Raw genomic sequence first — 25,290 nt, 5'->3', positions numbered from 1 at the left:
ATTTTTGAGCACTTTTCTTTCACCCAATGGGTGAAAGCTGAATTTCGAAGGAATGCATATTTATCAAGGCTTTGATTATGCTTTTTGAAGTACTGACGTAGAATCTAGGTGGTCCATTTAAAAAATGCACCAAGATTGAGGCGAATACCGCCCCAGTAGAGCAGGAAGCCGAGCACCACGGCTGTAGCAAGACCGAGCATTGCACCCAGCGGCGGCCAGATCCCGACATCTTGTTGAAACGCCGCCAGCAGGAAAAAGACCGACTCCAGCCCCTCCCTTGCAACGGCAAAAAAGACCATCATCACCAGCGCCCAGCCATGATGATTTCCACGCTGCAATGCGCTGTCGACTGCCTGCTCCAGTTGTACTTTGACGTTGCGCGACACTTTGCGCATCCAGAAAACCATCCAGGTAAGGATCACCACGGCGATCACCGCCACGATACCTTCAAACAGTTCCTGTTCTTTTTGCGGAAATTCGCCGGTGGTTTCGTTAATGAAGATACCCAAGCCCAGGCACAACGCAGCGGCAAGCAACACGCCAATCCACATCACACCAATCCATCGGCCTCGCTGGGTACGCTTAAGATAGCTGGCAATCAAACTGACAATCAGCGCGGCTTCAAGTCCTTCGCGCAACATAATGAGAAACGGAACAAACATGCCACCCACCCTTAAACGTTTTTCTGAGTCAATCTATGCAAAGAAAAGTAAATCGCAGTGATATCGATTATCATTACGATGAAGAAAAATACAAGTGGAATGTAGTGATAATGATGAGAAGATGTAAAAATATTTTGAGAAAAAACGCAGAGGGCAATCACTGATTGCCCTCTGCCTGCTTCCTGTTATGACGTGAAATTTTCGGTAAAACGCCTTCTCTTACCCTTCCTGCAACCGTGACGGCGGAGCCGAATGATAGTGCGCATCGGCCTCGGCAAAGCGTTTTTGCATCGCCGCTGACGGCGCTTTACCCAGCAAACTAAACACTACAATCCCGATACTGCCGAAGATGAAGCCCGGAATAATTTCGTACAGTCCCAGCCAGCCGAACTGTTTCCAGACGATAACCGTCAGCGCACCGATGATCATCCCCGCCAGCGCACCGTTGCGCGTCATGCGTGACCACATCACCGAGAACAGCACCACCGGACCAAACGCCGCGCCAAAGCCTGCCCACGCGTAGCTCACTAAGCCCAGCACGCGGTTTTCCGGGTTTGCCGCCAGCGCAATCGCCACCAGCGCCACCACCAGCACCATCACACGCCCTACCCACACCAGCTCTTTCTGGCTGGCATGTTTACGCAGAAACGCTTTGTATAAATCTTCGGTAATCGCACTGGAACATACCAGCAGCTGGCAGCTTAAGGTTGACATTACCGCCGCCAGAATCGCCGACAGCAGAATCCCGGCAATCCACGGGTTAAACAGAATTTGCGCCAGTTCGATAAACACGCGTTCAGCGTTCTGATTTACCGCACCTGCTACCGCCGGGTGCTCATTAAAGTAAGCAATACCAAAGAAGCCGACAGCCACCGCCCCTGCCAGGCAGAGGATCATCCAGGTCATACTGATACGACGCGCATGGACAATGCTGTGGTGAGAATCCGCCGCCATAAAACGCGCCAGGATGTGCGGCTGCCCGAAGTAACCCAGTCCCCAGCCCATCAGTGAGATAATGGCGACAAAGTTCAGCCCTTTGAGCATATCCACGTTTTCGATGCTCTTTTGTTTGATCACTTCCAGAGAGTCGCCAAACCCACCAACGCTAATGATTACGATAACCGGCGTCAGGATCAGGGCAAAAATCATCAGGCTGGCCTGTACAGTGTCAGTCCAGCTCACCGCGAGGAAACCGCCAATAAAGGTGTAAAGGATCGTCGCCGCAGCCCCCGCCCACAGAGCCGTTTCGTAGCTCATGCCAAAGGTACTTTCAAACAGACGCGCGCCTGCCACAATGCCCGAAGCGCAATAAATGGTGAAGAACAGCAAAATAACCAGCGCGGAGATAATGCGCAAAATGCGGCTTTTATCTTCAAAGCGCCCGGTGAAATAATCCGGCAATGTTAAGGCGTTATTGTTGTATTCGGTATGCACACGCAACCGCCCGGCCACCAGCTTCCAGTTGATCCACGCGCCTAATGTCAGGCCAATGGCGATCCAGCTTTCGGAAATCCCGGAAAGAAAAACAGCGCCTGGCAACCCCATTAACAGCCAGCCGCTCATATCCGACGCCCCCGCCGATAATGCCGTCACGAATGGCCCAAGACTACGACCGCCCAGAATATAGTCGTCGAAGTTTTTCGTTGATCGCCAGGCGATAAACCCAATCAATATCATGCCAAAGATATAGACACAAAATGTCACCAACATCGGTGTGCTAATAGCCATCTAAAGTCTCCAAAAAATTATTATCGGCAATGTCGAAACTTGCCGTTATATCTGCCACCGGAACGGGGTAACAGAGTTTATGTTTTACCAGGGCGACCGTATCCTGCCGGAAGCGCTGGTTATTCACAATCGATTTAACACACCATTTACATTAAATTTTAGTGCTCAGCGACACTATTTTTCATCAGGTTGCACTCTCTCACATTTTTTGCGGTTGCACCTTTCAAAAATGTTAACTGCCGCAGAGAAAAAGTCTGAGTTATTTTTTTAATCCCTGTCATATCGATTTCTTTTATTAACATTTCATTCATTTTTAAGCTTGCTACGCAGGTCACATTTAACATGGTTGCACAAAGTTGCAACATCATGGATATTTCACGATAACGTTAAGTTGCACCTTTCAGAACAACAGGAGTAATGGCATGGGAACCACCACCATGGGGGTTAAGCTGGACGACGCGACGCGTGAGCGTATTAAGTCTGCCGCGACACGTATCGATCGCACGCCACACTGGTTAATTAAGCAGGCGATTTTTTCTTATCTTGAACAACTGGAAAACAGCGATACTCTGCCGGAGCTACCTGCGCTGCTTTCTGGCGCGGCCAATGAGAGCGATGAAGCACCGACTCCGGCAGAGGAACCACACCAGCCATTCCTCGACTTTGCCGAGCAAATTTTGCCCCAGTCGGTTTCCCGCGCCGCGATCACCGCGGCCTATCGCCGCCCGGAAACCGAAGCGGTTTCGATGCTGCTGGAACAAGCCCGCCTGCCGCAACCAGTTGCTGAACAGGCGCATAAACTGGCGTATCAACTGGCCGATAAACTGCGTAATCAAAAAAATGCCAGTGGTCGCGCAGGTATGGTCCAGGGGTTATTGCAGGAGTTTTCGCTGTCATCGCAGGAAGGCGTGGCGCTGATGTGTCTGGCAGAAGCGTTGTTGCGTATTCCCGACAAAGCCACCCGGGACGCGTTAATTCGCGACAAAATCAGCAACGGTAACTGGCAGTCACACATTGGTCGTAGCCCGTCTTTGTTTGTTAATGCCGCCACCTGGGGGCTGCTGTTTACCGGCAAACTGGTTTCCACCCATAACGAAGCCAGTCTCTCCCGCTCGCTGAACCGCATTATCGGTAAGAGCGGTGAACCGCTGATCCGCAAAGGTGTGGATATGGCGATGCGCCTGATGGGAGAGCAGTTCGTCACTGGCGAAACCATCGCGGAAGCGTTAGCCAATGCCCGCAAGCTGGAAGAGAAAGGTTTCCGTTACTCTTACGATATGCTGGGCGAAGCCGCGCTGACTGCCGCAGATGCACAGGCGTATATGGTTTCCTATCAACAGGCGATTCACGCCATTGGTAAAGCGTCCAATGGTCGTGGCATCTATGAAGGTCCAGGCATTTCAATCAAGCTGTCGGCGCTGCATCCGCGTTACAGCCGCGCCCAGTATGACCGGGTAATGGAAGAGCTTTACCCACGTCTGAAATCACTCACCCTGCTGGCGCGTCAGTACGATATTGGTATTAACATCGATGCCGAAGAGGCCGATCGTCTGGAGATCTCCCTCGATCTGCTGGAAAAACTCTGTTTCGAGCCGGAACTGGCAGGCTGGAACGGCATCGGTTTTGTTATTCAGGCTTATCAAAAACGCTGCCCGTTGGTGATCGATTACCTGATTGATCTCGCCACCCGCAGCCGTCGCCGTCTGATGATTCGCCTGGTGAAAGGCGCGTACTGGGATAGTGAAATCAAGCGTGCACAGATGGACGGCCTTGAAGGTTATCCGGTTTATACCCGCAAGGTGTATACCGACGTTTCTTATCTTGCCTGTGCGAAAAAACTGCTGGCGGTGCCGAATTTAATCTACCCGCAGTTCGCGACGCACAACGCCCATACGCTGGCAGCGATTTATCAACTGGCGGGTCAAAACTACTACCCGGGTCAGTACGAGTTCCAGTGCCTGCATGGTATGGGCGAACCACTGTATGAGCAGGTCACCGGGAAAGTTGCCGACGGCAAACTTAACCGTCCGTGTCGTATTTATGCTCCGGTCGGTACACATGAAACGCTGCTGGCGTATCTGGTGCGCCGCCTGCTGGAAAACGGTGCTAACACCTCGTTTGTTAACCGTATTGCCGACACCTCTTTGCCACTGGATGAACTGGTCGCCGATCCAGTCACTGCTGTAGAAAAACTGGCACAACAGGAAGGGCAAACTGGATTACCGCATCCGAAAATTCCCCTGCCGCGCGATCTTTACGGTCACGGGCGCGACAACTCGGCAGGGCTGGATCTCGCTAACGAACACCGTCTGGCCTCGCTCTCTTCAGCCCTGCTCAATAGTGCACTGCAAAAATGGCAGTCCTTGCCAATGCTGGAACAACCGGTAGCGGCAGGTGAGATGTCGCCCGTTATTAACCCTGCGGAACCGAAAGATATTGTGGGCTATGTGCGTGAAGCCACGCCGCGTGAAGTAGAACAGGCGCTGGAAAGTGCGGTTAATAACGCGCCAATCTGGTTTGCCACGCCTCCGGCTGAACGCGCGGCAATTTTGCATCGCGCTGCCGTGCTAATGGAAAGCCAGATGCAGCAACTGATTGGTATTCTGGTGCGTGAAGCCGGAAAAACCTTCAGTAACGCCATTGCCGAAGTGCGCGAAGCGGTCGATTTTCTCCACTACTATGCCGGACAGGTGCGGGATGATTTCGCTAACGAAACCCACCGTCCATTAGGGCCTGTGGTATGTATCAGTCCGTGGAACTTCCCGCTGGCGATTTTCACCGGACAGATCGCTGCCGCACTGGCGGCAGGTAACAGCGTGCTGGCAAAACCGGCAGAACAAACGCCGCTGATTGCCGCGCAAGGGATCGCCATTTTGCTGGAAGCGGGTGTACCGCCAGGCGTGGTGCAATTGCTGCCCGGTCGGGGTGAAACCGTGGGCGCGCAACTGACGGGTGATGATCGCGTGCGCGGGGTGATGTTTACCGGTTCAACCGAAGTCGCTACGTTACTGCAGCGCAATATCGCCAGCCGCCTGGACGCTCAGGGTCGCCCTATTCCGCTCATCGCTGAAACCGGCGGCATGAACGCGATGATTGTCGATTCTTCAGCACTGACCGAACAAGTCGTAATAGATGTGCTGGCCTCGGCGTTCGACAGTGCAGGTCAGCGTTGTTCGGCACTGCGCGTGCTGTGCCTGCAAGATGAGATTGCCGACCACACGCTGAAAATGCTGCGCGGCGCAATGGCCGAATGCCGGATGGGTAATCCGGGTCGCCTGACCACCGATATCGGTCCGGTGATTGATAGCGAAGCGAAAGCCAATATCGAGCGTCATATTCAGACCATGCGTAGTAAAGGCCGTCAGGTGTTCCAGGCGGTGCGGGAAAACAGCGAAGATACCCGTGAATGGCAAAGCGGCACCTTTGTCGCTCCGACGCTGATCGAACTGGATGACTTTGCCGAATTACAAAAAGAGGTCTTTGGTCCGGTGCTGCATGTGGTGCGTTACAACCGTAACCAGCTGCCGGCGCTGATCGAGCAGATTAACGCTTCCGGTTATGGTCTGACGCTTGGCGTCCATACGCGCATTGATGAAACCATCGCCCAGGTCACTGGCTCGGCGCATGTCGGTAATCTGTACGTTAACCGTAATATGGTGGGCGCAGTGGTTGGGGTGCAACCATTCGGCGGCGAAGGGTTGTCCGGCACCGGGCCGAAAGCAGGCGGTCCGCTCTATCTCTACCGTCTGCTGGCGAATCGCCCAGAAAGTGCGCTGGCAGTGACGCTCGCGCGTCAGGACGCAGAGTATCCGGTCGATGCGCAGTTGAAAGCCGCATTGACTCAGCCGCTAAATGCACTGCGGGAATGGGCGGCAAACCGTCCAGAATTGCAGGCGTTATGTACGCAATATGGCGAGCTGGCGCAGGCAGGAACACAACGATTGCTGCCAGGGCCGACGGGTGAACGCAACACCTGGACGCTGCTGCCGCGTGAGCGCGTATTGTGTATCGCGGATGATGAACAGGATGCGCTGACTCAGCTCGCCGCCGTGCTGGCGGTGGGCAGCCAGGTACTGTGGCCGGATGACACGCTGCATCATCAGTTAGTGAAGGCATTGCCATCGGCAGTCAGCGAACGTATTCAACTGGCGAAAGCGGAAAATATAACCGCTCAACCCTTTGATGCGGTGATCTTCCACGGTGATTCGGATCAGCTTCGCGCATTGTGTGAAGCCGTTGCCGCGCGGGATGGTGCAATTGTTTCGGTGCAGGGTTTTGCCCGTGGCGAAAGCAATATCCTTCTGGAACGGCTGTATATCGAGCGTTCGCTGAGTGTGAATACCGCTGCCGCTGGCGGTAACGCCAGTTTAATGACGATCGGTTAAACAGGTAGCCGGAGGATGTTACAACCTCCTCCGGCATCTTTAACGTGGTCGAATCCCCTCAATAATAATCCGCTGCACGTTTTCAACCGTTTGATTGAAAAATACCTCATCGCGCAACGTCGCGCCTGTCACCGCCTCCACCTGAGGGGCGAAATCGGCGTAATGTTGAGTGGAAGCCCAAATCATAAAAATCAAATGCTGCGGATCAATCGGCGCGAGTTTGCCGCTTTTTACCCAACCGGCAATCAGCGCCGATTTCTCATCAATTAATGCCTTCAAATCGCCCGTCAGTTCATCCATTAACAACGGCGCGCCTGCCAGCATCTCCATACAAAACAGACGTGAAGCCTGCGGATAATCGCGTGAGACTTCCAGCTTCAGACGGATGTACTCTTTGATCGCCGCCAGCGGGGCGAAATCTTCACGAAACGCTTTTAACGGTGCCAGCCAGATATCGAGAATCTGCCGCAGTACGGCTATATACAGCGCCTCTTTTGACGGGAAGTAATACAGCAGATTGGTTTTTGAAACGCCTGCCAACTCTGCGATCTGCTCCAGCCTTGTGCCGTGAAAACCGAATTGTGAAAAAGTGTCCAGTGCTGCGCTAAGAATCGCTTTTTTCTTCGCGCTTACTGCGCGCGAACGTTTACCCGTTATTTTCACTGCGCCTTGCGTCATGCGCTCTCCCCTCTTGTAGATTGGCAACAGGATAGCAAAACCCCCGCCCGGCCTCGACCTTCTGCACTCTCATCGCGCACGGATGCATGTTTTATGTGCAACTGTTTTGACCGTTTAGTCCACTTTTTTCCAGATATTTCAGACAACCAAACATTAACACATTAATAACATTCGCTTTTTAAAAACTGGCATCCGCTTTGCAAACAAGCCATTACGCGGCTGAAAAGGATATGCAGGATGCAGCGCCCCGTCTGACTTTCACTTTACGAGACGAAGAGAGGTTGATGATGAAAATTGGCGTATTCGTACCTATTGGCAACAACGGCTGGCTCATTTCGACCCACGCGCCGCAGTACATGCCGACCTTTGAACTGAATAAAGCCATTGTGCAAAAAGCGGAGCACTACCATTTCGACTTCGCCCTGTCGATGATCAAACTGCGTGGCTTTGGCGGCAAAACTGAGTTCTGGGATCACAACCTTGAGTCGTTCACCTTGATGGCGGGTCTGGCAGCCGTGACCTCACGCATTCAGATTTACGCGACAGCTGCCACCTTAACGTTACCTCCGGCAATCGTCGCCCGTATGGCCGCAACCATCGACTCCATCTCTGGCGGGCGTTTTGGCGTCAACCTCGTGACTGGCTGGCAAAAGCCCGAGTATGAGCAGATGGGGATCTGGCCTGGCGATGACTATTTCTCCCGTCGTTACGACTATCTCACCGAATATGTTCAGGTGCTGCGCGACCTGTGGGGCTCGGGGAAAAGCGATTTTAAAGGCGATTTTTTCACTATGGATGATTGTCGCGTCAGTCCGCAACCGAGTGTCCCCATGAAAGTGATCTGCGCCGGGCAAAGCGACGCTGGCATGGCGTTCTCCGCCCGGTATGCCGATTTTAACTTCTGTTTCGGCAAAGGCGTAAATACACCCACGGCTTTCGCCCCGACCGCTGCGCGGATGAAACAGGCCGCAGAGCAAACCGGACGCGACGTTGGCTCTTATGTGTTGTTTATGGTGATTGCCGACGAAACCGACGATGCCGCTCGTGCAAAATGGGAACACTACAAAGCGGGCGCGGATGAAGAGGCCTTAAGCTGGCTAACCGAACAAAGTCAGAAAGATACCCGCTCCGGTACAGACACCAACGTCCGTCAGATGGCCGATCCCACTTCGGCGGTAAACATCAATATGGGGACGTTAGTCGGTTCTTACGCCAGTGTCGCGCGCATGTTAGATGAAGTCGCAACCGTGCCTGGTGCCGAAGGCGTGCTGTTGACCTTCGATGATTTTCTGTCGGGAATCGAAAACTTCGGCGAGCGCATTCAACCACTGATGCAGTGCCGCGCCCATCTCCCTGCGCTGACTCAGGAGGTGGCATGATGACGACCTTAACCGCTCGACCGGAAGCCATTACCTTCGATCCGCAGCAAACTGCGCTGATCGTGGTGGATATGCAAAACGCTTATGCCACGCCAGGCGGCTACTTAGATCTCGCCGGGTTTGATGTCTCAACCACTCGCCCGGTCATTGCCAACATTCAAACCGCCGTGACCGCAGCGCGAGCGGCAGGGATGCTGATCATCTGGTTTCAAAATGGCTGGGATGCACAGTATGTCGAGGCTGGCGGCCCCGGCTCACCGAATTTTCATAAATCGAACGCCCTGAAAACCATGCGTAAGCAGCCGCAGCTGCAGGGGAAATTGCTGGCGAAAGGCTCCTGGGATTATCAACTGGTGGATGAACTGGTGCCGCAGCCTGGCGATATTGTGCTGCCGAAGCCGCGCTACAGCGGTTTCTTCAATACGCCGCTGGACAGCATTTTGCGCAGCCGTGGAATACGCCATCTGGTTTTCACCGGTATCGCTACCAACGTCTGCGTCGAATCGACGCTACGCGATGGCTTTTTTCTGGAGTATTTCGGCGTGGTGTTGGAAGACGCAACACACCAGGCGGGGCCGGAATTTGCACAGAAAGCTGCGTTGTTCAATATCGAAACCTTTTTTGGCTGGGTCAGCGACGTCGAAACGTTCTGCGACGCGCTTTCTCCCACGTCCTTTGCTCGTATCGCTTAAGGAGTTTAACGATGCCAAAATCCGTAATTATTCCCGCTGGCAGCAGCGCACCGCTGGCCCCCTTCGTTCCCGGCACGCTGGCTGATGGCGTGGTGTATGTCTCCGGTACGCTGGCTTTTGATCAACATAATAACGTGCTGTTTGCCGATGACCCAAAGGCGCAAACCCGCCACGTTCTGGAAACCATCCGCAAGGTGATCGAGACGGCGGGTGGCACAATGGCGGATGTGACCTTCAACAGCATCTTTATTACCGACTGGAAAAATTACGCCGCGATTAACGAAATCTACGCCGAGTTTTTTCCGGGTGATAAACCGGCGCGATTCTGCATTCAGTGCGGACTGGTAAAACCTGACGCACTGGTGGAAATCGCCACAATTGCGCATATCGCCAAGTGAGGCCGCGATGAAACTTTCACTCTCACCTCCCCCTTATGCTGATGCGCCCGTAGTGGTGTTGATTTCGGGTCTTGGCGGTAGCGGCAGTTACTGGTTACCGCAACTGGCGGTGCTGGAGCAGGAGTATCAGGTAGTCTGTTACGACCAGCGCGGCACCGGCAATAATCCCGACACGCTGGCAGAAGATTACAGTATCGCCCAGATGGCAGCGGAACTGCATCAGGCGCTGGTAGCCGCAGGGATTGAGCGTTACGCGGTGGTCGGCCATGCGCTCGGTGCGCTGGTGGGAATGCAGCTGGCGCTGGATTATCCCGCGTCGGTAACTGTGCTGGTCAGCGTTAACGGCTGGCTACGAATAAACGCCCATACGCGCCGCTGTTTTCAGGTTCGCGAGCAGTTACTACATAGCGGCGGCGCGCAGGCATGGGTGGAAGCGCAGCCATTGTTCCTCTATCCCGCCGACTGGATGGCGGCCCGCGCACCTCGCCTGGAAGCTGAAGACGCGCTGGCACTGGCGCATTTTCAGGGCAAAAATAATTTACTGCGTCGACTTAACGCCCTCAAACGCGCTGACTTTAGTCGCCATGCGGATCGCATCCGCTGCCCGGTGCAAATCATCTGCGCCAGTGATGATCTTCTGGTGCCAACAGCATGTTCCAGTGAACTTCATGCCGCCCTGCCCGATAGCCAGAAAATGGTGATGCGCTATGGCGGACACGCCTGCAACGTGACCGATCCCGAAACGTTTAATGCTCTGTTACTCAACGGGCTTGCCAGCCTGTTACATCACCGTGAAGCCGCCTGTAAGGAATTGCTATGAACGAAGCCGTTAGCCCTGGTGCGCTTAGCACCCTGTTCACCGATGCCCGCACTCACAACGGCTGGCGGGAGACACCCGTCAGCGATGAGACGTTACGGGAGCTTTATGCCCTGATGAAATGGGGGCCGACATCAGCTAACTGTTCTCCGGCACGGTTCGTGTTTATCCGCACTGCAGAAGGAAAAGAACGTCTGCGCCCGGCGCTTTCCAGCGGCAATCTGCAAAAAACCCTGACCGCGCCCGTCACCGCTATCGTCGCCTGGGACAGTGAATTTTATGAACGGTTACCACAGCTGTTTCCTCACGGCGATGCCCGCAGTTGGTTTACCTCCAGCCCACAACTTGCCGAAGAAACAGCGTTTCGCAACAGTTCCATGCAGGCGGCCTATCTGATCGTCGCCTGCCGTGCGCTGGGGCTGGATACCGGCCCGATGTCGGGTTTTGACCGTCAACACGTAGACGACGCTTTTTTTGCAGGCAGCACGCTGAAGAGCAATCTGCTGATTAATATCGGCTATGGCGATAGCAGCAAGCTTTATGCGCGCCTGCCACGTCTGTCCTTTGAGGAAGCCTGCGGGCTGTTGTAAGGAGCAAACTATGAACATTGTCGATCAACAAACTTTTCGCGATGCGATGTCCTGCATGGGCGCGGCGGTCAATATCATCACCACGGACGGTCCAGCCGGGCGCGCCGGGTTCACCGCCAGCGCCGTCTGCAGCGTGACCGATACGCCGCCCACATTACTGGTGTGCCTGAATCGTGGGGCGTCCGTCTGGCCGGTATTCAATGAAAATCGAACGCTGTGTGTAAATACACTTAGCGCCGGGCAGGAGCCGCTTTCAAACCTTTTTGGCGGCAAAACGCCCATGGAACACCGCTTTGCCGCCGCCCGCTGGCAGACGGGTGTGACCGGATGCCCGCAACTGGAAGAAGCACTGGTTTCGTTTGACTGCCGTATCAGCCAGGTGGTGAGCGTCGGCACCCACGACATTCTGTTTTGCGCCATCGAAGCGATTCATCGTCACGCCACCCCCTACGGGCTGGTGTGGTTTGATCGCAGTTATCACGCGCTGATGCGCCCTGCTTGTTAACCTCCTTAAGGAGACAGCTGATGGCAATGTTCGGTTTTCCTCACTGGCAGTTAAAATCGACCTCTACAGAGAGCGGCGTGGTCGCGCCGGATGAACGATTGCCGTTTGCTCAGACGGCAATAATGGGCGTTCAACACGCGGTGGCGATGTTTGGCGCGACGGTGTTAATGCCTATTCTGATGGGGCTGGATCCCAATCTTTCCATTTTGATGTCGGGGATCGGCACGTTACTGTTTTTCTTTATTACCGGCGGGCGCGTCCCCAGTTATCTCGGCTCCAGCGCGGCTTTTGTCGGCGTGGTGATTGCCGCGACGGGCTTTAACGGTCAGGGCATTAACCCGAATATCAGCATTGCGCTGGGCGGGATTATCGCCTGTGGGCTGGTTTATACCGTCATTGGCCTGGTGGTGATGAAAATCGGTACGCGCTGGATTGAACGGCTAATGCCGCCGGTGGTGACGGGTGCGGTGGTGATGGCGATTGGCCTGAACTTAGCGCCTATCGCAGTGAAAAGTGTATCGGCTTCGGCCTTTGATAGCTGGATGGCGGTAATGACGGTGCTGTGTATTGGGCTGGTAGCGGTATTTACCCGTGGCATGATCCAGCGGTTATTGATTCTCGTAGGATTAATTGTCGCCTGTCTGCTGTATGGCGTGATGACCAACGTTTTAGGGCTGGGAAAAGCCGTCGATTTTACTCTCGTCAGCCATGCTGCCTGGTTCGGTCTGCCGCATTTTTCCACTCCTGGTTTTAATAGCCAGGCGATGATGTTGATTGCGCCCGTGGCGGTGATTCTGGTGGCGGAAAACTTAGGTCATCTCAAGGCGGTCGCCGGGATGACCGGACGCAATATGGATCCGTATATGGGACGGGCATTCGTCGGTGATGGTCTGGCAACGATGCTTTCCGGCTCTGTCGGCGGTAGCGGCGTCACCACCTATGCTGAAAATATCGGTGTGATGGCCGTGACCAAAGTCTACTCGACGCTGGTGTTTGTTGCTGCTGCCGTCATCGCCATGCTGTTGGGCTTTTCGCCGAAATTTGGCGCGCTGATCCATACCATTCCGGCCGCGGTGATTGGTGGTGCATCAATTGTTGTGTTCGGGCTGATTGCCGTCGCAGGCGCAAGGATCTGGGTACAAAACCGTATCGATTTAAGCCAGAACGGTAATTTGATTATGGTCGCAGTAACCTTAGTGCTGGGCGCGGGTGATTTTGCTCTCACGCTGGGCGGTTTTACGTTGGGAGGGATCGGTACAGCAACCTTTGGCGCGATTTTACTCAATGCGTTATTAAGCAGAAGGTTGGTTGACGTTCCACCGCCAGAAGTTATTCATCAGGAGCCATAAACAGAAAACCGCCGGGGTTACCGGCGGTGATGGCTTTTTGACGAGCTTAAGAAAAAAATGCATTCGTCATTGATTAGCCCGGCTAGTTGTCGCTTTTGCCGTGACTGCTCTTGCCACCTTTTTTACCTGCTTCAGATGCGCGCTGCGGGTCATTCTTGAAATTACCCCCGCTGTGCTGTCCACCTTTTTTACCTGCTTCTGATGCTCTTTCGCGGTCTTCTGCAAAATTGCCGGAACCGCCTCGATGGTTTGCCATTACTGACCTCCGTCTGGGTATAGACATCATATTGCATAGAATTAACGCGGCGTATGGCGGCTGCCATATTTTCGCTACGTGGGACTAAGCTTAGTGAACTGACGTGGGCAGACCTGCGTTTGGTAATATCCTGCAACAGCTTCTTAGCGAGAATAGATATCATCTCCAATAATTATCCATAAGCCGCTCTTATGATTAAAAAAACGCGATGAGATAAAAATGTGTCATTTTGCGACAAAATTACGTGCTTGTGAAAGTTGTTATAAATCAAATAAGTGGTTGTGAAATTTGCACTCTGAAAAGGACGTCTTATCTTTAAATAAGTGGTAGCGAATCGCTACGGAATAGAGATAACACGAGGAGTGGTTAGAAATGGCTAAAGTTCTGGTGCTTTATTATTCCATGTACGGACATATTGAAACGATGGCACGCGCAGTCGCTGAGGGTGCAAGCAAAGTGGATGGCGCAGAAGTTGTCGTTAAGCGTGTACCGGAAACCATGCCGCCGCAATTATTTGAAAAAGCAGGTGGTAAAACGCAAACTGCACCGGTTGCAACCCCGCAAGAACTGGCCGATTACGACGCCATTATTTTTGGTACACCTACCCGCTTTGGCAACATGTCCGGTCAAATGCGTACCTTCCTCGACCAGACGGGCGGCCTGTGGGCTTCCGGCGCACTATACGGAAAACTGGCGAGCGTCTTTAGTTCCACCGGTACTGGCGGCGGTCAGGAACAAACCATCACATCCACCTGGACGACCCTTGCGCATCACGGCATGGTGATTGTCCCCATTGGCTACGCAGCGCAGGAATTATTTGACGTTTCACAGGTTCGCGGCGGTACGCCGTACGGCGCAACCACCATCGCAGGCGGTGACGGTTCACGCCAGCCCAGCCAGGAAGAACTGTCTATTGCTCGTTATCAAGGGGAATATGTCGCAGGTCTGGCAGTTAAACTTAACGGCTAATCTTCAACAGGAGGATACGCATGCCAACTCAAGAAGCGAAAGCTCATCACGTCGGTGAATGGGCATCTCTGCGCAATACGTCGCCGGAAATAGCCGAGGCCATTTTCGAAGTCGCCGGGTACGACGAAAAAATGGCGGAAAAGATTTGGGAAGAAGGTAGCGATGAAGTGTTAGTCAAAGCCTTTGCTAAGACCGACAAAGATTCGCTTTTTTGGGGCGAACAGACCATCGAACGTAAAAACGTTTAACCAGCGACTCCCCCGTAGCGAACGGGGGAGTTTTCTGTTATTTCACCGCTTCATTCAACACGCTATCAAACTTATCCATTGGGCAGAAACCGTTGGCATCTATCGGGCAACCGCTTAATTCCAGCGTCACGCGCTGCGCAGGTGCCTGAAGGGTTAACGCGTCAGCATTACGTAACTGTTCTGCACTCTGGTACACATACTCGATTTTCATCAGGTCGCGATTGGTTTTGCTGTCATGCCAACGCTGGAAAACGATTTTGCCGCCAATCGGCGTGCGTTCGTTCTGGTCATGCAACTGATACGGTTTGAAATCCAGCGCCGTTAACAGAGAGGCAATGTTGGAGTCATGCCCAACTAACACCGTGATTTTCGGAGCGCTGGTGCGATCGGTGACCAGGGCTTTGTCGATATAACTGACCAGCGGTTTCGCAACATTGCGCGCCACTTCCGGTGAGGTAAACAGGCTGTCCTGGTAACCGTTTTTCAGCTTCGACAACCCCCTCCACTGCTGGTCAGATTTGATTTCTCCCCAGGCCACCTGATCCATCGGAAAACCTTCGTAGTATTGCAAAGTAAACGCATCTACCAGCGAGTTGCCGACTTTCAGCGGCCCGGAAACGCCCGGTTCTTGTTGATACTTCGCGCTAAAGGTATTTTTGCCATCCACCAGCGAACATTGTTGTTTCTCTTTACACGCAGGGGAATCTTTATAGTTAACGATTTTTTCCAGTAGCTGGTAGCTGTCGGTAAGCTGGAGTTTGCTGAGCTCTTTCTCCATTGCCGCCACCGCCTGTTCACTGAATGCGGCGGAATCATCGGTGATCACCGGATTAAAGGTTGGGTCCATAGTGCCCATTTTTTCCTGGTGATGCACAGGAATATCGCACCCCGGGAATGCGCCGGTAATAAAGAACTGTGCAGTCGCAACGGTACGTTGCAGACTATTGGCATAGGCATAAACGGTGTCCGGCGGCGGGCATTCCCCCGATTTTACCATCCCCTGCTCTGCCAGCCATTCACGCATGTAATGGCCCATATACACTTCGAGCACGCCACCTTTGGTGGTGAGTTGCCCACCGGGGACGTCCCATTCAGGCCATTTATTCGGCGTCGACTGCTCCAGCACACTGCCATTGTTCGCCAGCGGCGCACGTAAGTTATGGCGGCTCATCATGAGCACTTGCTGTAGCTGATAGCCTTCCGGTACGGTTTGTGCCTGAGCATTTGAAGCGAGTAAAACTATCCCTGCCACAGTTGCGGCGATTAGCGTTTTGTTCATTCCTGGCACCTCTTTTGTTATCAATCACTAAAGAGTGTGACAGAAATATGACTTTTTTCCGGGAACAGGTTCGCAAAATGGCTTGTTGAAAACCTGTTTTTCTATATACATCTTCAAAAACAGGCAAGGTTTGACGCAAACTATGCCTGATTAGCCCCTGCCTCGCGTACGCCGCTGATAATTGCACCTGTGGCTAAACAGAATATCTGCGGCGTTACCAATACAGAAACAATATTTACCAATAAAAAAGTGTGAGACTAATAACAATGGTTTATAGCATACGCCTTTGTCATTAAATTGCATAACGAGTTAAATAGTCGAGTTGCGCATTCCTTTCCTTATTGTTTAACTTGTAAGCCTGAGCAAAAAGTTCAGGAGGAAGGTAAACGTCATAATGATTGCCAGTATTCATTAAATAACCACACTCAAGGTCTTCATCTGTTGAAAATGATTCGTTCCCCAAGGAGATTGATGCCACATTACTGGTAACAATAAACGATGAGCAAATGCTATCTGAAAGAACAGCAAGAAAATTCTTCACCGCTTTAATCCTATCCGAAGCGTCGGTATCTAAAGCAAGCAACTTCTTGTTATCTTTAAATATAAACTCGGGTAAATGCAGGATACATTTTTCGTTATTCAAGCAACTATCAATGAATTGTTTTTTAAAAAACAGAAAGCTCCATGACATATGACTACCCACACCCTGAATTTTGTTGTCAGATTGCAGATCAACGCCAAATAATGTCTTAACATCTTCCCTGAGATCACAAAATGCAGCATCAACAAGAGCCTCGATTGTTGGTTTATCAACAATTTTAATAAACTCTTCGTATACTTCCTTTTGCGTCTTATGACTGCCCAGCGCCCATGAATAATCATGTTGTTTTAAAACCAGTATGGCTCTTAACAGACAATATCCATCGCCATCTACTGGAGCGTATTTTAATTCATAAGTTTTATTAATTTCACTCTGAATAAAAGATATACCAGACAAATCAATACCAGTATCTAAATCAGATATTCCCGGCGTATTTATCTGTTTTGGCTGGACACTTATATTTTCATCATCTAAACAATACTCAGAAAAAACATCATCACACGCATTAATGTTTTCAATATATTCCATAAAGCCATACCAATAATAACCTTTAAAATCTGTGATAGACTCTGAAGCTCTGCCCGGCAAGGACACTCTAACAATGTCAATATCTCGAACATATTGTATAGTATATGTAATACCTCCTGAAACCCCTGAATAAATTTGTGTATCATTAGTACGCAATGTTCTCATAAATAATGATAGATCATTATCATTCTGCATTTCCTCAAATTCTTTTTCTAGTGATTCGCATTCCAGGCATGGAATGTAGTCTTCAGCTTTTTGACGTCTGATTTCTTTATACAACCGCATAAAACACACCAGTGTGTTTTCAAAAAGCGTGATTGAATATGTTTGATTTTTTTCGTGCTCTTTTTTTATATTGTGCCAGGCTTGTTTCAAATAATTATTTGCAGTGCAACTAATTCCATGTATATTACTACCCATATATAGCGCCTATAAAATTTAATAAATAATGACGCACTAGTAAAACTTAACGTGCCTGGTTCAACTATCAAAAATCGCTCACCCTTTTTCACCTGTTTAAAATATGTTCAGCACCCCACCTTGAGGCGACCTCCTCTCCGCGATGATTTCAATAACATATTCTGTGTTGGCATATGAAATTTTGAGGATTACCCTACACTTATAGGAGTTACCTTACAGGGGTTCCTTCAATTTGTGTTGATTTACGCGAGATAACGCTATGGAATTAAAGGATTATTACGCCATCATGGGCGTGAAACCGACGGACGATCTCAAGACAATCAAGACCGCCTATCGTCGACTGGCCCGCAAATACCATCCTGATGTCAGCAAAGAACCGGATGCCGAAGCCCGCTTCAAAGAGGTCGCTGAAGCCTGGGAAGTGTTGAGTGATGAACAACGTCGCGCTGAGTATGATCAGATGTGGCAACATCGCAACGATCCGCAATTTAGCCGTCAGTTCCAGCATGGCGACGGTCAGAGTTTTAACGCCGAAGATTTTGACGATATCTTCTCGTCAATTTTCGGTCAGCATGCCCGCCAGAGCCGTCAACGCCCCGCCACACGCGGCCACGATATTGAAATCGAAGTGGCGGTATTCCTCGAAGAAACGCTTACTGAGCATAAGCGTACCATCAGCTATAACCTGCCGGTTTATAACGCCTTTGGCATGATCGAACAGGAAATTCCGAAAACGCTGAAAGTGAAGATCCCGGCAGGGGTCGGCAATGGTCAACGTATCCGCCTGAAAGGCCAGGGGACGCCGGGCGAAAACGGCGGTCCAAATGGCGATTTGTGGCTGGTGATTCATATTGCGCCACATCCGCTGTTTGATATTGTCGGCCAGGATCTGGAAATTGTGGTGCCGGTTAGCCCGTGGGAAGCGGCGCTGGGTGCTAAAGTCACCGTTCCAACACTGAAAGAAAGCATTTTGCTGACTATCCCGCCTGGCAGCCAGGCCGGGCAACGATTGCGCGTTAAAGGCAAAGGTCTGGTGAGCAAAAAACAGACCGGCGATCTGTATGCGGTACTGAAAATCGTGATGCCGCCGAAACCGGATGAAAACACTGCCGCGCTGTGGCAGCAACTGGCAGACGCCCAGTCGTCTTTTGAACCACGTAAAGATTGGGGGAAAGCATAATGGCTAATGTTACGGTGACTTTTACTATTACCGAATTTTGCCTGCATACCGGCATCTCTGAAGAGGAGTTGAATGAAATTGTCGGTTTGGGGGTGGTTGAACCGCGTGAGATCCAGGAAACAACCTGGGTATTTGACGACCATGCCGCCATTGTGGTGCAACGTGCGGTACGCCTGCGTCATGAACTGGCTCTGGACTGGCCGGGGATCGCGGTGGCGCTGACGTTAATGGATGATATTGCGCACCTGAAGCAGGAAAACCGCCTGCTGCGCCAGCGGCTTTCCCGGTTTGTAGCTCATCCATGATGTGTGTTTGCCGGATGTGATGACGCATCTTAACCGGTCCACAAAGAGTACTTTTCCTGTGAGTCGGTTAAGGCGTTCACGCCGCATCCGGCGGCGGTGCCCTAATGCCTGATGCGACGCTAAACGCGTCTTTTCAGGCGCACAAACGACGTTATCTGTTTTGGTGGTCGCACTCCACTAACACCAGCAATAACTGGCTTAGTGCCGCGTAAAAACCAAAGCTATCATACTGACGACAACGCGCAGCAAACTCTGGTAACCATTCCCACAGTGCCGTCAGTGTTTTTTGCCGCAAACTGTCGATTCTTCGCGCAGGAACGCTCCCCTCTCCCAGCGAAAAATGCAGATGACTCAACAACTCGAGATAGATCGCCAGATGATCTGCCGGTTCGTTGAAATTGCCGCTGGTTACCATCCCTGCCTCAACTAACAAGCGTTTAATCTCTTGCTCGTCCTGTTTGTAGGCCGATGCATACGGCAGCGCAGCTTGTTTGTCGGTCATCAGAAACAGGCCGCAAAAGTCAGCGGCCAGTTCCAGACGGGCATCGTCACGTACGGTCAGGGCTGCAATACGGTTTTCCAGCTCATTCACCGCCGCAGTGAGCGGCGGTTCACTTTTCAGCAACGAAAACCATTCAGCCATCTGCGCACTGGCGATTTGCGTCAGTTGTTCATCGTCCAGTTCACGGGAGAACAACTGCGCCAGCCAGGCGTAAACACAGGCAATCTGTTGTGCTGTCAGCGTGGTCATGATTTCACCTGCGACGCGGGAACATATTCACACTGCGCCACCATCTCCACGGGGCCGTTAAACGCCGTTACCTGCTCCACTGTTCCGTTGTACTTCTCAATTTCCACCAGCGTAGTGTGCGCACTGGTCGCCTGCGCCAACTGCGAAGTACCGATGTCAATGGTCAACACGTTGGGATTACCGTATTTGCACAGCGCACCAGGCTCGCCGCCTTTATCTGGATCGTACCATGCCCCTTCATGAATTCGTGCCACGCCGGGTGCATAGCGGTCAGAAACCACTGCCCCAGCCAACACCTGACCGCGAGCGTTAAAGACGCGTACCACATCACCGTTACGAATACCGCGCGCGCTGGCATCCTGCGGGTTAATGAACACTGGCTCTTTACCCGCTACCGTATATTGCTGACGCAGAGTTTCCGACTCACATAACTGCGAGTGAAGTCGGAAATCCGGATGCACAGATTGCAGATGCAACGGATACTTCTGCGAGCCGGGCCCGCCGTGGGAGCGTTCGATTTTCTCAAACCACATCGGATGCCCCTGACAATCGTCGTAGTTCATATCGGCGATGGTTTTCGAGTAGATCTCAATCAGGCCACTCGGCGTGCCCAGCGGTTCGAGATCCGGATCTTCGCGGAATGCCTGGTGGCGAACAAACATCTGCGGATGGTCAAACTCGACATACTCTTTGTTATTCCAGAAGTCATCAAACGCTGGCAGATGAACGCCGCGTCCTTTGCCCTGTTGTACACCTTCCTGCCAGATGCGTTTCAGCCAGCCCATTTCGTCCAGCCCTTCGGTAAAGGCTTCTTCGCGATTAAAGCGACGGCACAGCTCGCGGAAAATATCAAAGTCGTTGCGCGCCTCAAACTGCGGCGGCACGACCTGTTTCATGGCGATAATGCCACGGTTAGAGTGGTTACCGTACTGGTCGAGATCGTTACGCTCAAACTGCGTGGTCGCAGGCAGTACGATATCGGCAAAGCGGCAGGTTGAGGTCCACTGGTTATCTATGGCGATAACCGTTTCCAGCTTGCGCCAGCCTTCAATAATGCGGTTGATCTGCTGATGGCGATGGAACGGGTTAGTTCCGGCAAAAATACACATTTTCAGCGGCGGCAGTTTTACCGATTTACCGTTCCAGTTGATCACTTTCCCCGGTTCGAGGATCGCATCGATAAAACGGGCAATCGGAATGGTGCTGCTGTAACCTTTGTAATCACTGTTGTCGTGAACAGGCGAAATCGACGTAGAGCCGGAGAAACCACTCAGAATAACGCCTTTACGCCCCGGCGTGCCTGCGCCGTTATAGTGCCAGCCAAAACCAAAGCCACCACCTGGCAGGCCAATTTGCCCCAGCATCGCCGCCAGAACGACAATCATCCACGCCCACTGTTCACCGTGCTGCATACGCTGTACGCACCAGCCAGCAATAATCTGCGTTCTGTTCGCCGCCATCTGCCGCGCCAGCCCACGAATGGTTTCGGCATCAATGCCGGTCAGTTTTTCAGCCCATGCGGCATCTTTCGGCTGACCGTCTTTCTCACCCAGCAGATACGGCAGGAACTGCTCAAACCCCACACAGTAGTTAGCGAGGAAGTTTTTGTCGTACAGGTTTTCACTGTACAGCGTATACGCCAGCGCCAGTTGCAGTGGCACGTCAGTTTGCGGGTTAACAGCAATGTGCTTCACATGCTCGCGCCCCAGATACTCATGGGTGGATGTGACAACCGGATCGATGCTGATGACCTCAATTTCACCGGCGGCGACTTTCGCTTTCAACTGCGCGTAATATTCATAAACATCGTGATCCGGGCACCACCAGTTCGCTTGCTGGTTTTTCAGCAAATCAGAGCCCCACAGCACAATGGTTTTGCTGTTCTGCAATACCAGCGGCCAGGAGGTTTGCTGTTCATACACTTCCATTGAGCCAACCACGCGCGGCAGGATCACCTGCGCAGCACCGGTAGAGTAATCTCCGCCCGTACCAACGCTATTACCATGCAAGGCAATAGCTTTCGCCAGCATCCCCGAAGCGTTATGGAACATCCCCGTCGATTGCCAACCACTGGCGGTCAGCAAGGCACTCGGCCCGTGAGTTTTCTGTACGCGTTCCAGTTCTTCATAGAACATGTCGAGGGCTTCATCCCAGCTCACGCGCACAAAACGGTTATCACCGCGCTGGGAAGTGTCGCTCAGATGGCGCTTACGTAGCCAGTCCACGCGTACCATCGGGTAACGAATACGCGCCGCGTTGTGTACGTGATCCGGCAATCCGGCAATCATTTTCGACGGATATTTATCCAGTTCGAACGGTTTTGCCGCCACAAAGCGACCATCCTTCACCGTCGCGCGGATAGCCCCCCAGTGCGACCCGGTAAGAATGCCCTCTTTCGAGATGACAGCCTCAGTCGCCGCTTGCGCCGCAGTCGCACGGCGCGGCGTTAACAATGACGGCCCCAGCATCCCGGCGACGGTTAAGCCGCCGAGTTGTGCCAGAAAACGCCGACGTGATGCCTGAAAGAGATCGTTATTGTTCATTATTTTTCTTCCTTCTTATCGCCGTGAGCCTTACCTGCGGTATCAGACGCATTCATTTGCAGATATTTCAACAAGGTGCGTTCTTCACGTTTATCGAGGCTGGTAAAGCCAATCATGCCGTTGAGCGTGCCGATCCAACCGTTAGCGTCAAAGTGAGAGATTTCCGGTGCGCCGTGGCACTGGTTACAGGTGCCGTTGTACAACGAATCCGCATAAGCCCAGATCGGTTTGATATCGTTTACCATGTCGCCTTTCTTCATCCACGCAGTGGCTTGCAACTTGCTCCACTCGGTATTGGTGTCGGCAACGGTGGTTTTCTCCAGCGTTTTCACCTGCTGCTGCACATCACCACGAATCGAGGCAACAAAGATGCGTTTACCTGGGAATTGGGTGAGTACACGCTGACGTCCTGCACTTTCCGTCCAGCCAGTGATTTCAATTTGCAGCCAGTCGCCGTCACGTTTAATGACTTTCACTGCCGAAGCAGGCAGCAGAGAACCAGAGGCTTCTTTATCGCCTTTCGCCGCATAAATCGGCTTAATATCAATGGAGTACAGCGTGTCACCACTATCATTAGCACTGGCGCGCAGCTCATCGAACTGCTTACGGAAGCCACTACTCATATCCGGTAACTGGTGGGCAATACCTTTATGACAGTCGATACAGGATTGATTATCTTTCGCTGCCACCTTCATCTGACGTGCCGCTTCAGGATGCTGCTTCGCATGATCCATCGCGTCGTAGTTATGGCAGGAGCGGCAGGTTGCCGAGTTGTTTTCTTTCATTCGCGCCCATTCACGCTCGGCAAGTTCCGCGCGTTTGGCTTCAAATTTCTCTGGTGTATCAATGGAGTGGGCAATAAAGGTCTGGTAAATGTCGTTGCTCGCTTCCAGTTTGCGCTTCACCATGCCTGGAATATCCGGCGGGATATGACAGTCATGGCATTCAGCTCGCACGCCGGAGGCGTTCTGGAAATGCACCGACTGTTTATATTCTTCATACACCGGTTGCATACTGTGGCAACTGACACAAAATTCGGTTGTGCTGGTGACTTTGATCCCAACGTGTGGCAATACAATCAGCGCAATGCCAATCACAATCCCAATAGCGACCAGCGCCAGTACCGACCAACGAGCACTGGGTCGGCGTAACGCGTTCCAGAGTTTCCGCATAATAGCCCCTGTAAAATTATGGTTTAGTGAAGCGATCTTAATGAGCAAATATGAACAGCGGCACTGGTCAGGATGAACGGCTTACGGCAGAATATGAACAGATATGAACAGAATGAGTAAAACCCTCTGATGCCACATCACATTGTTATTGTTGAAGATGAACCGGTTACCCAGGCGCGATTACAATCCTACTTCACTCAGGAGGGGTATACCGTTTCCGTTACGGCGAGCGGTGCCGGGCTGCGGGAAATTATGCAGAATCAGCCGGTGGATTTAATTCTGCTGGATATCAATTTGCCCGATGAAAATGGCCTGATGTTAACCCGCGCCCTGCGAGAACGCTCAACGGTGGGGATTATTCTGGTTACGGGACGCAGCGATCGGATTGACCGTATTGTTGGGCTGGAAATGGGCGCAGACGATTACGTCACCAAACCGCTGGAACTGCGCGAACTGGTGGTACGAGTGAAAAATCTGCTCTGGCGAATCGACCTCGCGCGGCAGGCGCAACCGCACACTCAGGACAACTGCTATCGCTTTGCGGGTTATTGCCTGAATGTGTCGCGCCATACGCTGGAGCGAGATGGCGAGCCGATTAAACTGACCCGCGCAGAGTATGAAATGTTGGTGGCATTTGTGACTAATCCGGGCGAAATTCTCAGCCGTGAACGTCTGCTGCGTATGCTTTCTGCGCGTCGGGTGGAAAACCCTGACCTGCGCACCGTCGATGTGTTAATTCGTCGTTTACGCCATAAACTCAGCGCGGATTTACTGGTGACACAACATGGCGAAGGTTATTTCTTAGCCGCTGATGTGTGCTGATAATAATAGACCGGACGAAATCCCCCCGGTGACAGCGAGCGGCGGATATGTTCGCGGTCGGCATTTTTCGGCGTCAGAACTAAAATCGGTGGGCTGACATTATCAGACACCGATTGCCCCTGTAATTGCCTGATGGCCTGCTCAACCGCCAGTTCCCCCTGCCAGACCATTTGATCGCTGGCAGCCATAATCACTCTTCCCCGCTTCAGCCCGCGATACACCTGATGTGAAAGATAAAACGACACCACGGTAAGCGGTGTTTTCAGGTTACGCCCTTCCCCCATTGCCGCCTCTGCCGCAATGGCCGTTCCGGCAACGACGTCGATTTCTGGATGGCGCTCCAGCATCTCCTGCAACAGGTTACGCTGGATTTCAATATCGTTATCACCGAGCGCAATATCAACAATACGTACCGGACTTCCGGCAATGGCTGCGCGAAAACCCTCTACCATCTCCTTACTGCCCCCGGCGTTATCGGGGCCGGGCATCAACAGCACGTTCAGTGGTTTACCGTGGCTCCATTGCACCAGATATCGTCCTGGTTGATAGCCCATCTGAAACCAGGGCACACCAACGCGGCTTTTCACGTGGGGAGCATCAATAGCATTCACCAGTTCGATCACCGGCAGATTTGCTACCTGCTTTTGCAGGTCGGGAAATGACGTCGTGCTACTTCCGAGCAAGATGGCCTCTGCGCCCCACTGTTTACACTGGTCGATTTGTGCTTGCTGGGTAGCCAACTGGCTGTAGCCGCCTGCCTCCAGCACTTTTAAATCCACACCGTAGCGGCGAGCAGCCTCCTGCATACCATAGTTCAACGATAACCAGTATGAATCTTTCAGGCTGGGATAAAGCGCGCACAGTTTCCATGCGCGTTTGGCTTTAAGCGGCATAGAGGCTTGCACCGAGAAATGCTGCGCATCATGCCAGCGCAACAGGTTATCAGCCGAAAATGCCGATAACATGAAAAGGGAAAGAAGTAACAATAGCAGTGCGCGCATGATAGCCTCATCAATAATAAGGCTTTATGCTA

23 protein-coding genes and 1 pseudogene are annotated in these 25,290 nt (G+C 52.3%); 13 read left to right on the top strand and 11 right to left on the bottom strand.

Going from position 1 to position 25,290, the window contains the following annotated elements; all coding sequences use genetic code 11:
* Positions 1 to 107 precede the first annotated feature (107 nt).
* The 3 genes and pseudogenes from ACJHWR_RS18115 to ACJHWR_RS18105 form a co-directional block, all read right to left on the bottom strand.
* Positions 108 to 662 (bottom strand): annotated as a pseudogene (locus ACJHWR_RS18115) (FTR1 family protein); the annotation flags it as partial.
* 219 nt (positions 663 to 881) lie between these two features.
* Positions 882 to 2,390: a sodium/proline symporter PutP gene (gene putP / locus ACJHWR_RS18110; protein WP_001018485.1), complete on the bottom strand. Its 1,509-nt coding sequence runs from the start codon at positions 2,388 to 2,390 to the stop codon at positions 882 to 884.
* A 158-nt stretch (positions 2,391 to 2,548) separates the two neighbouring features.
* Entirely contained in the window at positions 2,549 to 2,758 is a 210-nt protein-coding gene (locus tag ACJHWR_RS18105) for a hypothetical protein (RefSeq protein WP_000979516.1), read from the bottom strand.
* 54 nt (positions 2,759 to 2,812) lie between these two features.
* On the opposite strand from ACJHWR_RS18105, the gene putA reads away from it, so the two are divergent.
* On the top strand, positions 2,813 to 6,775 hold the full coding sequence (gene putA, locus ACJHWR_RS18100) for a trifunctional transcriptional regulator/proline dehydrogenase/L-glutamate gamma-semialdehyde dehydrogenase (RefSeq protein WP_001571241.1): 3,963 nt from the start codon (positions 2,813 to 2,815) through the stop codon (positions 6,773 to 6,775).
* Between the two features lie 39 nt (positions 6,776 to 6,814).
* On the opposite strand, the gene rutR is transcribed toward putA, so the two are convergent.
* Complete coding sequence (gene rutR / locus ACJHWR_RS18095; RefSeq protein WP_001571240.1) at positions 6,815 to 7,453, bottom strand: HTH-type transcriptional regulator RutR; 639 nt, start codon at positions 7,451 to 7,453, stop codon at positions 6,815 to 6,817.
* A 287-nt stretch (positions 7,454 to 7,740) separates the two neighbouring features.
* On the opposite strand from rutR, the gene rutA reads away from it, so the two are divergent.
* From rutA to rutG, 7 genes are read left to right on the top strand one after another with little or no spacing between them, the layout of a single operon-like run.
* Positions 7,741 to 8,832, top strand: a complete 1,092-nt coding sequence (gene rutA / locus ACJHWR_RS18090; RefSeq protein WP_012311618.1) for a pyrimidine utilization protein A — start codon at positions 7,741 to 7,743, stop codon at positions 8,830 to 8,832.
* Positions 8,832 to 9,524: a peroxyureidoacrylate/ureidoacrylate amidohydrolase RutB gene (gene rutB / locus ACJHWR_RS18085; RefSeq protein ID WP_024175781.1), complete on the top strand. Its 693-nt coding sequence runs from the start codon at positions 8,832 to 8,834 to the stop codon at positions 9,522 to 9,524. The genes rutA and rutB overlap by 1 nt, the downstream gene beginning before the upstream one ends.
* 11 nt (positions 9,525 to 9,535) lie before the next feature.
* A complete protein-coding gene (gene rutC / locus ACJHWR_RS18080; protein WP_001126780.1) occupies positions 9,536 to 9,922 on the top strand; it encodes a 3-aminoacrylate deaminase in 387 nt (128 codons plus the stop codon).
* 7 nt (positions 9,923 to 9,929) lie between these two features.
* On the top strand, positions 9,930 to 10,742 hold the full coding sequence (gene rutD, locus ACJHWR_RS18075) for a pyrimidine utilization protein D (RefSeq protein ID WP_000777660.1): 813 nt from the start codon (positions 9,930 to 9,932) through the stop codon (positions 10,740 to 10,742).
* A complete protein-coding gene (locus ACJHWR_RS18070; protein ID WP_001001181.1) occupies positions 10,739 to 11,329 on the top strand; it encodes a malonic semialdehyde reductase in 591 nt (196 codons plus the stop codon). Before rutD ends, ACJHWR_RS18070 begins: the two co-directional genes overlap by 4 nt.
* A gap of 10 nt (positions 11,330 to 11,339) precedes the next feature.
* Positions 11,340 to 11,834: an NADH-dependent FMN reductase RutF gene (rutF, locus tag ACJHWR_RS18065; RefSeq protein WP_001028095.1), complete on the top strand. Its 495-nt coding sequence runs from the start codon at positions 11,340 to 11,342 to the stop codon at positions 11,832 to 11,834.
* A gap of 20 nt (positions 11,835 to 11,854) precedes the next feature.
* Complete coding sequence (rutG, locus tag ACJHWR_RS18060; RefSeq protein ID WP_001240615.1) at positions 11,855 to 13,183, top strand: pyrimidine utilization transport protein G; 1,329 nt, start codon at positions 11,855 to 11,857, stop codon at positions 13,181 to 13,183.
* Positions 13,184 to 13,265: 82 nt separating this feature from the next.
* On the opposite strand, the gene ACJHWR_RS18055 is transcribed toward rutG, so the two are convergent.
* Positions 13,266 to 13,439, bottom strand: a complete 174-nt coding sequence (locus ACJHWR_RS18055) for a general stress protein (protein ID WP_001273658.1) — start codon at positions 13,437 to 13,439, stop codon at positions 13,266 to 13,268.
* 372 nt (positions 13,440 to 13,811) lie between these two features.
* On the opposite strand from ACJHWR_RS18055, the gene wrbA reads away from it, so the two are divergent.
* Positions 13,812 to 14,408 carry an NAD(P)H:quinone oxidoreductase gene (gene wrbA, locus ACJHWR_RS18050; protein WP_001151437.1) on the top strand — a complete coding sequence of 199 codons (597 nt, stop codon included), beginning with the start codon at positions 13,812 to 13,814 and terminating at the stop codon, positions 14,406 to 14,408.
* Positions 14,409 to 14,428: 20 nt separating this feature from the next.
* Positions 14,429 to 14,656, top strand: coding sequence for a YccJ family protein (locus ACJHWR_RS18045; protein ID WP_001143120.1), 228 nt, complete (start codon positions 14,429 to 14,431; stop codon positions 14,654 to 14,656).
* Between the two features lie 37 nt (positions 14,657 to 14,693).
* Here the strand turns inward: ACJHWR_RS18045 and agp are convergent, their stop codons facing one another.
* Positions 14,694 to 15,935: a bifunctional glucose-1-phosphatase/inositol phosphatase gene (gene agp / locus ACJHWR_RS18040; RefSeq protein ID WP_001044309.1), complete on the bottom strand. Its 1,242-nt coding sequence runs from the start codon at positions 15,933 to 15,935 to the stop codon at positions 14,694 to 14,696.
* 292 nt (positions 15,936 to 16,227) lie between these two features.
* Positions 16,228 to 17,484 carry a YccE family protein gene (locus tag ACJHWR_RS18035; RefSeq protein ID WP_000535337.1) on the bottom strand — a complete coding sequence of 419 codons (1,257 nt, stop codon included), beginning with the start codon at positions 17,482 to 17,484 and terminating at the stop codon, positions 16,228 to 16,230.
* 259 nt (positions 17,485 to 17,743) lie between these two features.
* On the opposite strand from ACJHWR_RS18035, the gene cbpA reads away from it, so the two are divergent.
* Positions 17,744 to 18,664: a curved DNA-binding protein gene (cbpA, locus tag ACJHWR_RS18030; protein ID WP_023141571.1), complete on the top strand. Its 921-nt coding sequence runs from the start codon at positions 17,744 to 17,746 to the stop codon at positions 18,662 to 18,664.
* Complete coding sequence (gene cbpM / locus ACJHWR_RS18025; protein ID WP_000024560.1) at positions 18,664 to 18,969, top strand: chaperone modulator CbpM; 306 nt, start codon at positions 18,664 to 18,666, stop codon at positions 18,967 to 18,969. Before cbpA ends, cbpM begins: the two co-directional genes overlap by 1 nt.
* 151 nt (positions 18,970 to 19,120) lie before the next feature.
* On the opposite strand, the gene torD is transcribed toward cbpM, so the two are convergent.
* The 3 genes from torD to torC are packed head-to-tail and all read right to left on the bottom strand — an operon-like array spanning position 19,121 to position 23,435.
* Positions 19,121 to 19,720, bottom strand: a complete 600-nt coding sequence (gene torD, locus ACJHWR_RS18020) for a molecular chaperone TorD (protein WP_000209892.1) — start codon at positions 19,718 to 19,720, stop codon at positions 19,121 to 19,123.
* Positions 19,717 to 22,263, bottom strand: a complete 2,547-nt coding sequence (gene torA, locus ACJHWR_RS18015; protein ID WP_001063131.1) for a trimethylamine-N-oxide reductase TorA — start codon at positions 22,261 to 22,263, stop codon at positions 19,717 to 19,719. Before torA ends, torD begins: the two co-directional genes overlap by 4 nt.
* Positions 22,263 to 23,435, bottom strand: coding sequence for a pentaheme c-type cytochrome TorC (gene torC / locus ACJHWR_RS18010; protein ID WP_012311663.1), 1,173 nt, complete (start codon positions 23,433 to 23,435; stop codon positions 22,263 to 22,265). The genes torA and torC overlap by 1 nt, the downstream gene beginning before the upstream one ends.
* Positions 23,436 to 23,564: 129 nt before the next feature.
* Here torC and torR point away from each other — a divergent pair, with 129 nt between their 5' ends.
* Positions 23,565 to 24,257, top strand: a complete 693-nt coding sequence (torR, locus tag ACJHWR_RS18005; RefSeq protein ID WP_001120112.1) for a two-component system response regulator TorR — start codon at positions 23,565 to 23,567, stop codon at positions 24,255 to 24,257.
* Here the strand turns inward: torR and torT are convergent.
* Positions 24,230 to 25,258, bottom strand: coding sequence for a TMAO reductase system periplasmic protein TorT (torT, locus tag ACJHWR_RS18000; RefSeq protein ID WP_001202134.1), 1,029 nt, complete (start codon positions 25,256 to 25,258; stop codon positions 24,230 to 24,232). The two genes, torR and torT, sit on opposite strands and share 28 nt — an antisense overlap.
* Positions 25,259 to 25,290 lie beyond the last annotated feature (32 nt).

This window comes from Escherichia sp. WS568, from assembly GCF_046486085.1.
GTDB lineage: Bacteria > Pseudomonadota > Gammaproteobacteria > Enterobacterales > Enterobacteriaceae > Escherichia > Escherichia coli.
The sequence above is the reverse complement of the archived record's forward strand: the minus strand, read 5'-3'. Positions and strand labels throughout refer to the sequence as shown.